The sequence below is a fragment of the Streptomyces violaceus genome (assembly GCF_036014075.1).
Classification (GTDB): domain Bacteria; phylum Actinomycetota; class Actinomycetes; order Streptomycetales; family Streptomycetaceae; genus Streptomyces; species Streptomyces violaceus.
Genome location: NZ_CP107911.1, coordinates 4223066 through 4234222, shown reverse-complemented (window position 1 = coordinate 4234222; position 11157 = coordinate 4223066). Strand labels below are relative to the sequence as shown.

Here is an 11157-nt window from a genome sequence, read left to right as displayed (position 1 = left end):
GCACCGCCCTTCCCCGGTCCTCACCTGTCCGTTCTCCTCCCTGGAGTCCGCCATGGCCGTGCAGCCCGCCTCCCCCACCCGTGCCGTGCACCACTACGACGACCTGACCGCGCTCTACATCAACTGCACCCTCAAGCCGTCTCCGCAGCTCAGCCACACCCAGGGCCTGATCGACAAGAGCCGGGCCATCATGGACGGCGCAGGTGTGACCACGGACCTGATCCGCGCCGTCGACCACGACATCGCACCTGCGTCTACCCGGACATGACCCAGCACGGCTTCGCCGCCGACGCCTGGCCGGACTTGTACGAGAAGGTGACGGCGGCGGACATCCTCGTCCTGGCCGGCCCGATCTGGCTCGGCGACAACAGCTCGGTCACCAAGCAGATCGTCGAGCGCCTCTACGCGTGCTCCTCCCTGCTGAACTCCCAGGGCCAGTACGCCTACTACGGTCGCGTCGGAGGCTGTCTGATCACTGGCAACGAGGACGGCGTGAAGCACTGCGCCATGAACCTCCTCTACAGCCTCCAGCACCTCGGCTACACGATCCCGCCCCAGGCGGACGCGGGCTGGATCGGCGCCGCCGGCCCCGGCCCGTCGTATCTCGACGCGGGTTCGGGCGGCCCGGAGAACGACTTCACCAACCGCAACACCAGTTTCATGACCTGGAACCTGATGCACGTCGCGGCTCTGCTGAAGCGCGCCGGAGGCATTCCCGCCCACGGCAATCAGCGCTCGGAGTGGGACGCGGGCTGCCGCCCGGGGGCGGACAACCCCGAGCACCGCTGAGCCGGACGGACGCGCCGCCTACCGACCGGTTCCGGGACCGCGATCAGGCTGCGGGCAGCCGGGAGTGTTATTCGTGGGCGAGAAGGGCACTCCCTTCCGGCGCACCTCCTTCGGCCGGTCGCGCAGTAACCGAGCGATCCTGCCGGGCCCGATCAGCGCCTCAGGAGCTACAGCGCCCACCCAGTGAGCTTGGTGCGGCGACCAGGACCCAGGTCCGGGGTCCGCTCTGACCTGGGCCTCCTCATGTCCGTCCGTAACGCATGTGACGTTTGAGCATGCAGATGCGCTGGGTGTTTGGGGGCGGCCTGTGGCGGCTGTGCTCAAGTCACGGGAAGTGGGGGATGAGGGTGGCTCTGCGTGCAGCACGTCATCGGCGTGCGGTGAAGCGTCGTGTTCTTGCCGGGGTTTCCGTCGCCGCGGCGACCGGAATCGCGGTCACCGCGACGATGGCCATGAACGCCGAGGCGGCGTGGACGTCGACGTGGAACGTGTCGGCCTCGGGCTGGACCCCTGACGATTCCCCTACGGTGTCGGTCGACCGGCAGGGCGACGCCCTGCTGGCCTGGAACGCCTGCGACTTGTCGACGCCGGGCTGCTACTACCGGATCCAGGCCAGAGTGAAGACCGCGAGCAGTACGGTGACGGCGATCCGCACCCTGTCACCCGACGGTGCCGCGCCGTCCTGGCCGGAGGCCGCCTCCGACGACACCGGCGACTCGGCGGTGGTCTGGCAGCAGGACAGCCAGGTCGTGGGCCGCCGGCTCTCGGCCTCCGGCAGCCTCGTCGGACCGCTGCAGAAGCTGTCCACGTCGGCGCCCGCGACCACCCCGGTGGTCGCCGTGACCCCGGGCGGCACCGCGATGGCGGCGTGGACGGAGATCCGCGACGGAAGCTGGTACGCGGTCGCCCGCCGCCTCAAGCTCGACGGGACGGTCGGCGCGGCCATCACCCTCGGCTCCGGCTCGGCCGAGAAACCGGCCGTCGGCGTCGACCGCAACGGCCAGTTCGTCGTCGCCTGGGCGCGGGCCTCGGACGTCGTGGCCAGGCGGATCACGTCGACCTCCGTCTCCTCGACGAAGGTGCTCACGTCGCCCATCGCGTCGTACGGCGGTTTCGGCATGGTGCGGGTCGGCGTGGACCGGGACGGCGACGCTGTCATCACCTACCACTCCGGCGGCGGCTCCGTCTCGCAGGTCTGGGCCTCTCGCTGGAGCCGCACCTGCACCCTGGCGGCTCCCCTGCGCATCTCGGCCTCCACGGACAACGTGGGCTTCCATCACGCCTTGGCGACGGACCTCGACGGCGACTCGATGATCGTGTGGACCCGCTACAACAACGGCAAGCTCGAGCTGCTCGGCCGCCGCCTCTCCGCGGCCGGTGCCCGGGGCGCCGTCACCAGCCTGGGTCCCGGCGACCGCCCCGACCTGGCTCTCGACGACGATGGCGACGGCATGGTGGTCTTCCACACGGTCGTCCCCAAGTCGACGCCCCCGTACAGCTACACCAAGGCCGGCGCCCGCCTGATCAGCCGTTCCGGCACCTTCGGCACCGTGAAGACACTCACGTCGGACGGCCGGGTACCCCAGGTCGACACCCGCCCCACCTCCCGGTTCACGGTGATCTGGCAGCAGGAGAGCTTCCCGTACACGATCAAGTCGGTCACCGGTCCCTGACCGGCTTCGAGCCCCGCCGCTCCCGCTCGGCCGGTCCCCACTCTTGCCTCTCTCAAGGAGATACATGCGCAAGCGCGCTGCCTTTGCCCTGCTCAGTGCCGTCGCCGCGCTGGCCGGCTTCGCCACCCCCGGTGCCTACGGCGACGAGACCCAGACCGACGTTCAGATCGGCAACGTCACCTTCGACGGTGGCAAGAACATCGTGGTCGATCTTTACGCCAAGACGGTCACCGTCTCCGGGACCTTCACCCACCCGTCGGGCATCCAGGACGCGGACTTCGTCCTGTGGCGCGGACCGGAGGGTGCGAACCCCTACGAGACCTACGACCGCCGCATCGTGTCGAACCAGTACTACTCCCATGCGGACTGCGTCGCCTCGAGCGCCACCACCTCCACCTGCTCGCAGACGATCTCCCTCGAACCGGACTGGAAGTACGGCGGCACCGCGCTCACCAACGCCCATGCCGGCACCTGGAAGGTCAGTGTGCAGGGGGTGGCCAATGACGACAGCTGGACCCAATCGGCGAGCAACACCACGACCCGTCTGCAGCGCCAGTCCAACCTCACCGTGAACGCGGGCCCGGAACCGACTGCCAAGGGCAAGACCCTCACCGTCACCGGCAAGCTCACCCGGGCCGACTGGGACAATCTCGACTACCGCGGTTACACCAACCAGCCGGTGAGGCTCCAGTTCCGCAAGGCCGGCACTACGGCCTACGCGACCGTCAAGACCGTGTACACCTCCAGCACCGGCAACCTGACGACCACGGCCACCGCCTCCGAAGACGGCTACTGGCGCTGGAACTTCGCAGGGACCTCCACCACCCCGGCCGCCAAGGCGACCGGCGACTTCGTGGACGTGCAATAACCCGAGGTCGCTCTCGAAAGCTCACGCTCGCACGGCGAGTCGCTCCGGGCACGCGAAGGGCACGCTGCCCTCAAATTGGACTAGACAACAAACAAACCCCAGGCCGCTGACCTGGGGTTTCATCTTGGAGCGGGTGACGAGAATCGAACTCGCGCTCTCAGCTTGGGAAGCTGATGTTCTACCATTAAACTACACCCGCGTAAGACGCCGACGGAGTCGGCGGGCGAACGGTCGCCACTTTACCTCATGTCAGGCCCCGGGTGTCGATGCCGCGGGGCCTGAGGGTGTTTCAGGGGTGGGATGAGGCTGCGGGTCACCGGAGTTGGGGCGTACGGTGGGGGCGTGGGCGAGGGTCCGGGCGGGACCGGAGCGCCGCCTCGAAGGCCGTTCCTTTGATCCCGTACTGTGGCTTTTGTCGTCAGGCAAGCACCAGCCAGACGCGGCTCTTGGGGAAGGGACTCTTGGACTTGATGGAGCGCACCGTCGTCCGTTGTGCCGATGGGCACGTGTTCACCACCGCTTCGTTCCCGATGCAGCAGGCCGAGCGACTCGGCCCCGGCCGGCTGCTCCGGTGCCCGCGGTGTACGCGGCTCCGGAGCGTCGTGCCCGTCAGCTACCAGAAGCGGTAGCGAGCGGCTGCGAACAGCAGCGAACAGCGAGCAGTAACGAACAGCGGACAAAGACATAGCCAAAGGGCATAAGGCGCGCGGAGTCGTCCGGTTGTGGTCGCTCCGCGCGCCTTGCGTATCCTCGGGGCGTGCTTCTCTCAGACAAGGACATCCGGGCCGAGATCGACGCCGCGCGAGTGCGTATCGATCCGTTTGACGACGCGATGGTGCAGCCGTCGAGCATCGATGTGCGGCTGGACCGCTACTTCCGGGTGTTCGAGAACCACCGGTACCCCCACATCGACCCCGCCGTCGAGCAGACCGATCTGACCCGGCTCGTGGAGCCGGAGGGGGACGAGCCGTTCATCCTGCACCCGGGGGAGTTCGTCCTCGCCAGTACGTACGAGGTCATCACGCTGCCCGACGATCTCGCCTCCCGGCTGGAGGGCAAGAGCTCGCTGGGGCGGCTGGGGCTGGTCACGCACTCGACCGCCGGGTTCATCGACCCCGGCTTCAGCGGCCACGTGACGCTTGAGCTGTCCAACCTCGCCACCCTGCCCATCAAGCTCTGGCCGGGAATGAAGATCGGGCAGCTGTGCATGTTCCGGCTCACCTCGCCCGCCGACTTCCCGTACGGGAGCGAGCGGTACGGGTCGCGGTACCAGGGGCAGCGGGGGCCGACCGCCTCCCGGTCCTTCCTCAACTTCCATCGGACCCAGGTGTGAGCGGCCGGATATGAGTGACGTACGGGAGAACCTCTCCTACGAGCAGTTCGGCGTCGCCGTGCGCGAGCTCGCGCAGGCCATCGCCGACGACGGGTACGAGCCCGACGTCGTGCTCAGCATCGCCCGCGGCGGGGTCTTCGTGGCCGGCGGGCTCGCCTACGCCCTCGACTGCAAGAACATCCACCTGGTGAACGTCGAGTTCTATACGGGCGTGGGGACGACCCTCGAGATGCCCGTCATGCTCGCCCCCGTCCCCAACGTGATCGACTTCTCCGACAAGAAGGTGCTGATCACCGACGACGTCGCCGACACCGGCAGGACGCTCAAGCTGGTGCGCGACTTCTGCCTCGAGACCGTCGCCGAGGTGCGCAGCGCCGTGGTCTACGAGAAGTCCCAGTCACTGGTGAAGTGCGAGTACGTGTGGAAGCGGACCGATGAGTGGATCAACTTCCCGTGGAGTGTCTTGCCTCCAGTACGTAGGTCTGGGGAGCCGATCACTCCGTCGAAGGAAGCGCTCTGACCTGGTCACAAACGTCTTGGCGTATCGCCACCCCTGGGTGGAAACGCGTAGGGGCGGGGGCTGTGACCGGGAGGTTCGTGGTTGGCGGCTGGGACTCGCCTGTCACTGTCGGCCGCTGTTTGTCGGCGTCGGGCGCCCTCGCACGGCCCAGGGGTTGATCACTCGGCATCCAGGAGCTGGCAAGCCCACATCGGGTTGAGCCGCCACCATCACGCGAACGGCAGGGCTGCTGGCCCTACCGCTTGGCGGCCGTCGAAGGGCCCGGAGGGCTGAGGGAACCCGCCCTCGAAAGGGTGTCGAAAGGCCACTCGCGAGCCAGCCAGTCGCTGACCACGCGGTAGAACTCGGCATCAAGGGCGGCGTGGTCCGCACTGACCCAGGAGCGCACGTCAGTGGCTCGTGTGCCCGTCCTTCGAGCCGGGTGGTGTTCCCTGGAGTGGTGTAGCAGCGATCACTTCTCGCGACTTGCTGCTACCACATCGCGCTACTACACCGCTCTGCGGGACACGATCCGCACACCGGACCGGCGGTCGACGGCAGTCACCCCCAGCCCTGGCAGCCAGCCGACTCTGTTTATGCTCATGCCCATGGCGCTCGAATGGGAACAGATCATCGTCGACTCCTCCGATCCCATCGCCCTCGGGCGCTGGTGGGCCGAGGCTCTCGGCTGGGTAGTGGTCGACGAATCCGAGGAGATCATCGAGATCCGGCCTGAGCCGGACCAGATGCCGGGGCTGCTCTTCGTGCCTGTCCCCGAGGGCAAGACGTCGAAGAACCGGCTCCACCCCGACTTCCGCCCCGACGACCAGGAGGCCGAGGTCGCCCGGCTGCTCTCCCTCGGTGCCCGGCGCGCCGACACCGTGCAGGACGAGCAGCACTGGGTGACCCTCCTCGACCCGGAGGGCAACGAATTCTGTGTCCTGGGTGAGCGGAAGAGCTGAGCGGGGCCGGGCAGCCGTTCGGGCGGAGGTACCGGACGGTTTCGCCCACCCGCAGCTGCCCCAGCCGCTGTTCGCCGACCCGGCTACACCACTACACGGGACATGACCTCGAGCCGCACTTTCACCCCGTCCGTCACCCATCACCCTCCCCAGCTCCCATCCCGTCTGCCGTAGACCCACACACCGTGGAGCCGGCGTGGTTTCTGGCGTCCAGGTGGAGCGCGCCACTGTACGAACAACCTGGACGCCAGGGGCCGCGTCTGCTCGGCTCTGCCTGGGTCGATGGCAGACGGGATGGGAGCTCTCCGCGCACGCCACTACTCCGGCCGGCACTCCGGGACGGCGCCATGTCGAGCACATGCTGACCAATCCGCGACTGTGCGGATACCGCACCTACCGGGGTGAGATCCTCCTCGACGATGACGGCCAGCCGGTCATCGGTGAGTGGGAGACGATCAACACCGTTGAAGAGTGGGAAGCGGTGTGCGCGGTCGTCGCCGAGCACAAGAGGAAAGATCCCGGTCGGTCGTTCGCGCGCAAGTACCCGCTGTCCGGCATCGCGCGGTGCGGGCTGTGCCACACGAAGATTCGCGGCCAGGTCAACAAGCGGTGGAAGCCAGGCTCAAAGGCCGCCAGATTCACCTATCAGTGCTCGGTGGTGAATGGTGGGTGCGGGCAGGTCGGCCGCGTCGGTGAGCCCGTCGACGAGTTCGTCATCAGCCTGGTTCTTGCCGAGCAGCGGCAGAAAGCCGCCGACAGTGCCGTCAGCCCCGTAGATGCGTGGCCGAAGGTGTCGGAGCTGGCTGCCGTCGAAGCGGACATCGCCGAGCTGACACAGGCCGCGAGGACCAAGAAGATCCCCGTCCGCAACGACCCTCATCAGGTCAACGAAGCCTGGTCCGTGGAACCGCCGGTGGTGCGGCGGGCCGGGCAGGTTCTCGACGCCTGAGAAGCAATAAGAAAAGGGGCTCCTCCGGGAGCCCCTTCTTTCGTTCCCGTCCGTCCTCAGACCGTGCCCAGCTTCACGATCGACAGCAGTGCGATCAGCTGGATCGCCGACGCGCCCAGTGCCTTCGGCCAGGGCAGGTCGTGGGAGCGGCTGACCATGAGGGTCAGGAGTGCGCCGCCCGCGATCCAGGTGGCCCAGCCCAGGAGCTGTACGAACGTCGCGTCGCCGCCGGCGAACATCGCGAAGACCAGGCGGGGCGCGTCCGTGAGGGACATGATCAGCATGGACAGGCCGACCGTGGGCTGCCAGGCGCCGTCGCCGCCGAGCTGGCGGGCCAGGGTGTGGGTGACCACGCCCAGGATGAACGCGCTGAGCGCCATCGCGACGGCCGTCGTCAGGACGATCGGGACCGCGTTCGACAGTGTGGCGTTTATCGCGTCCTTGCGGGCGCCGTCGAAGCCGAAGACGGCGAGCAGGCCGTAGAGCAGCGTGACGATGAGGGCCGGGCCCCACATCGAGTAGTCGCGCATCTGGAGGAACGTCTGGTTGGGGGAGAGGACGATCCCCCGGAGCAGGGCCTTCCAGTGCAGGCGCGGGCCGACCGGGCCGGGCGGCGGGGCCGCCGCGCCGGCGCGGTAGGTGTCGCCCTGGTTGTAGGGGTCCTCACCGACCGAGAAGGCCTGGGTGTGGCCCGGGTTGTTCGCCGCGTACGGGTCGGGCGGGCCCTGGGGGCCGGGCGGGTACGCGCCGTCGCCGAAGTACTCCGGCTCGCCCTGGCCGCCGTAGCCGCCGCCGGGCCCGGCGTTCGCCTGCGGCCAGGTGGGGCCGCCGCCGTTGCCGTACGGCTGCTGCTGCGGGTACGGCTGCGGCGCCGGCGGGTAGCCGTTCGGCGGCCCCTGCGGCGTCTGCTGCCCGTACGGAGGGTTTTGCGGTCGCGTCTGAGGAGCGCCGTTGTTCCGGCCGCGTCCGATCCTGAATCCAGCCACGTCTTCGAACGTACCTGGTCCAGGGCGGTGGCGTGCCGGGCCCGGGCTTCCGGGCCCGGCTTTGCGGCCGAGCTGTGACATCCCTTAGGGGTAAGGCCCGTTGGGAGCCCATGGGTTGTCAGGGTTCGGCCGTAGGGCCTCGCACCGCGGGGTCAGCTCAGCATGTCCTGGCCCAGCCTCAGATAGTCCGTCGTCGACATGCCCAGGGAGCCGGGGCCGAAGCTGATCGCGTTCTTCGTGATCACGCCCGAGGCCGAGCCGCGCAGGCTGTAGAGGGAGCCGGAGGGGTGGTTCTCGCCGTCGGAGCCGACGGCCAGGTCCGCCTTGCCGTCGCCGGTGAGATCGGACAGGCGTACGGACGCGCCGAAGCGGTCGGCGGACTCGGCGGTGCCGGGGACGCCGTCCGTGTTCTGGGTGAACGACTGGGCGCCGGCGCCGGTCAGGCCGGCGGCCGAGCCGCGCAGCACGGTGACGCTGCCGGCGATGTCCGCGGTGCCGACGTCCTCGTGGATCGTGCCGACGGCCAGGTCGCCGTAGCCGTCGCCGTCGGCGTCGGCGATGGAGAGGTCGTTGCCGAACCAGTCGTCCTCCTCGTCCGCGCCGGGGACGCCGGGGGTGTCCTGGTTGATCGTCGTCTGAGGGCTGGTGCGGACGCCGGTGGCGCTGCCGAGCCAGGCGCTGACCGAGCCGCCGAGGCTCTTGGCGTCGCCGCCGTAGTCCGCCGTGACGACATCGTCGTAGCCGTCGCCGTTCAGGTCGCCGACGGCGGCCAGCTCCCAGCCGCCGCTCTTCAGGAACGTCTGGCGGGTCAGGGCAGAGGCGGAGCCGAGGTAGACCATGGCGCCGTCCTCGTATGTGGACGCCTCGCTGCCGGTGGCCACCAGGTCGTCGGTGCCGTCGCCGTCGATGTCGCCGGCGGCGAGGCTCTGGGCACCGGCGAGGCCGGCACCGCCTCTCAGGCCGCTGGCGAGTTCCTGGTGGGCGCCCGACCCGGAGGCCTTGTTGAGGCCCTCGTGGACCCAGATGTCGCTGCCGGTGCTGCCGACGGCGAGATCGGCCAGGCCGTCCCCGCTGAAGTCGCCGACGGCGAGGGACATGCCGTACTCGTCGTGGGCCGCCACGGCCGGGTCGGGGACGCCACGGCCGCCGGACAGGCCGGACTTCGCGCCCCAGACGATGGTGACGGAGCCGCCGTCGGCATCGGTGCCGACGTCCTCGCCGGTGCTGCCGATCACCAGGTCGGCGTATCCGTCGCTGTTCAGGTCGCCGGAGGTGAGGGCCTTGCCGAACCGGTCGCCCTGCTCGGCGGTGCCGGGGATGCCGGCCGTGTCCTGGGTGAGGACGGTGCGGCGGGCGGCGCTGATGCCGTTCGCGGAGCCGTAGGTGATGACGACGGCGCCCGCGTCGGTCTTGCCGCCGACCGGGGTGTAGGGCGCGGCGGCGGCGAGGTCGCGGTAGCCGTCGCCGTTGAAGTCGTCGGCGTGCTTGGCCGGGGCGGCGGAGGCGGGGGTGGCCAGTGTGAGCGGGGTGAGACCCGCGCTCAGCAGGGCTGCGGCGATGGTGGCCGCTGTGTGCCTGCGCATGCGGTGTTCCTCCTGGTGAGGGGGGTGGGACAGGTACGGGGGTCAGCCCGCGAGCACGTCACCGAAGTACGCGTCGCCCGCCGGGCCGCCCACGGTCGCGGCGCCGAAGGACTTGGAACCGGTGGCCGTGATGCCGGAAGCGGTGGACTTCAGCAGCCAGACCGCGCCGTCGCCGGTGTTCTCGCCGGAGGCGCTCGCCGCCAGCTCCGCGCGGCCGTCGCCGCTCGCGTCGGTGAGCTGGACGGCGTAGCCGAAGGAGTCGTACGCCTCGACGGCGCCGGGGACGCCCGCGGTGTCCTGCGAGAAGGACTTGGCGCCGCTGCCGGTCAGACCGGACGCCGAGCCGCGCAGGACCGTGACCGTGCCGGCCTGCTTCTTCGAGCCGATGACCTCGTACGGGGCTCCGACCGCGATGTCGGCGTAGCCGTCGCCGTTGGTGTCGCCCGCAGAGAGGCTCCAGCCGAAGCGGTCGTTCTTCTCGGCGGCGCCGGGCACGCCCGCGGTGTCCTGGGTGATGCGGACGGGGGTGCGGGTGCTCAGGCCTCCGGAGGCGCCGTAGGTCACGGTGACCGCGCCGCCCGGGCCGCCGTTCGGCTCGTCCGCCGACTTCTCCATGAAGTTGCCGGTGACGATGTCGCCGAAGCCGTCCTTGTCCACGTCCGCGATGACGGCGTCGTAGCCGCCCGCGACCTTGCCGCCGGGCGTCAGGCCGGTGGCGGAGCCCTTGTACAGCACGCCGCGGGTGCGGTAGCCGCCGCTTCTCTCCTCCTGGCCCATGACGAGCAGGTCCGCCTTGCCGTCGCCGGTCACGTCGCCCGTGACGATTCTGTCGGTGTTGATGCCCGTCTGGGTGGAAGTGTCGACGCCGGTGAGCTCGGCGGCCTTGCCCGTGCGTGAGACCGGGCCCTCGAAGACGTTCAGCTCGGGGTAGGCGATGTTGGCGGCGGCCAGGTCGGTGTCGCCGTCGCCGTCGAAGTCGCCGGTCGCGACGGACCAGCCCAGCTCGTTCCGGTTCTCGGGGAGCGGGGCGGACAGGTCGGTCGCCGTCTTCAGGCCGCTCGCGCCGCCCCAGACGACGGTCAGCACGCCCGAGTCGCCGGTGGACCCGATCTGCTCGGCGTGCACCCCCACGATCAGGTCCGTGTAACCGTCGTCGTCCAGGTCACCGGTGGTCAGGCGGTCGCCGAAGTAGTCGGACGACTCCGGGACGCCCGGGATGCCGTCGGTGGTCTGGCTGATGATCTGGCGCTTGGAGCTGTCGAGGCCGCTCGCCGTGCCGTACACGACGGCGACGTAGCCGGCCCCGGTCTTGCCGCCGATCTTGCCGAGCGGGGCGGCGATCGCGAGGTCGCGGTGGCCGTCGCCGTTGAAGTCGCCGGAGAGGCCGGAGGGCGCCGCGGTGGCCGTGGTCGCGGGCAGGGTCAGGGTGGTGAGGAGGCCGGTGGTGAGGGTCGCGGCCAGGAGGAGGGTGCGTCTGCGCATCGGAGTCCCCGTTTCGGTGATCAAGTGATCACG

9 protein-coding genes, 1 tRNA gene and 1 pseudogene are annotated in these 11157 nt (G+C 69.6%); 7 read left to right on the top strand and 4 right to left on the bottom strand.

All coding sequences use genetic code 11. The features are described from left to right. Positions 1-52: 52 nt before the first annotated feature. The 3 genes and pseudogenes from OG542_RS18980 to OG542_RS18970 all read left to right on the top strand — a co-directional run bounded on the left by OG542_RS18980 (position 53) and on the right by OG542_RS18970 (position 3330). A pseudogene (locus OG542_RS18980) lies at positions 53-789 on the top strand (flavodoxin family protein). A 380-nt stretch (positions 790-1169) separates the two neighbouring features. Then, positions 1170-2462, top strand: coding sequence for a hypothetical protein (locus OG542_RS18975; RefSeq protein ID WP_328412397.1), 1293 nt, complete (start codon positions 1170-1172; stop codon positions 2460-2462). A gap of 64 nt (positions 2463-2526) precedes the next feature. Further along, positions 2527-3330: a calcium-binding protein gene (locus OG542_RS18970; protein WP_328412395.1), complete on the top strand. Its 804-nt coding sequence runs from the start codon at positions 2527-2529 to the stop codon at positions 3328-3330. A gap of 125 nt (positions 3331-3455) precedes the next feature. On the opposite strand, the gene OG542_RS18965 is transcribed toward OG542_RS18970, so the two are convergent. Next, positions 3456-3529, bottom strand: a tRNA-Gly gene (locus tag OG542_RS18965). Between the two features lie 558 nt (positions 3530-4087). Between OG542_RS18965 and dcd the strand changes: the two genes are divergently transcribed. From dcd to OG542_RS18945, 4 genes are all read left to right on the top strand, one after another. Beyond that, the gene (gene dcd / locus OG542_RS18960) at positions 4088-4663 is read left to right on the top strand and encodes a dCTP deaminase (protein ID WP_328412393.1); all 576 of its coding nucleotides are present in this window, start codon (positions 4088-4090) and stop codon (positions 4661-4663) included. 10 nt (positions 4664-4673) lie between these two features. Continuing rightward, positions 4674-5183: a phosphoribosyltransferase gene (locus OG542_RS18955; protein WP_311126879.1), complete on the top strand. Its 510-nt coding sequence runs from the start codon at positions 4674-4676 to the stop codon at positions 5181-5183. A 587-nt stretch (positions 5184-5770) separates the two neighbouring features. Further along, positions 5771-6124 carry a VOC family protein gene (locus OG542_RS18950; protein ID WP_261680111.1) on the top strand — a complete coding sequence of 118 codons (354 nt, stop codon included), beginning with the start codon at positions 5771-5773 and terminating at the stop codon, positions 6122-6124. 196 nt (positions 6125-6320) lie between these two features. Continuing rightward, positions 6321-7073 carry a recombinase family protein gene (locus tag OG542_RS18945; protein ID WP_328412388.1) on the top strand — a complete coding sequence of 251 codons (753 nt, stop codon included), beginning with the start codon at positions 6321-6323 and terminating at the stop codon, positions 7071-7073. A 56-nt stretch (positions 7074-7129) separates the two neighbouring features. Here the strand turns inward: OG542_RS18945 and OG542_RS18940 are convergent, their stop codons facing one another. From OG542_RS18940 to OG542_RS18930, 3 genes are all read right to left on the bottom strand, one after another. Continuing rightward, a complete protein-coding gene (locus OG542_RS18940) occupies positions 7130-8140 on the bottom strand; it encodes a Yip1 family protein (protein ID WP_193479439.1) in 1011 nt (336 codons plus the stop codon). 71 nt (positions 8141-8211) lie between these two features. Then, positions 8212-9642, bottom strand: coding sequence for an FG-GAP-like repeat-containing protein (locus OG542_RS18935; protein ID WP_328412386.1), 1431 nt, complete (start codon positions 9640-9642; stop codon positions 8212-8214). A gap of 42 nt (positions 9643-9684) precedes the next feature. Then, on the bottom strand, positions 9685-11124 hold the full coding sequence (locus tag OG542_RS18930; RefSeq protein WP_328412384.1) for an FG-GAP-like repeat-containing protein: 1440 nt from the start codon (positions 11122-11124) through the stop codon (positions 9685-9687). Positions 11125-11157 lie beyond the last annotated feature (33 nt).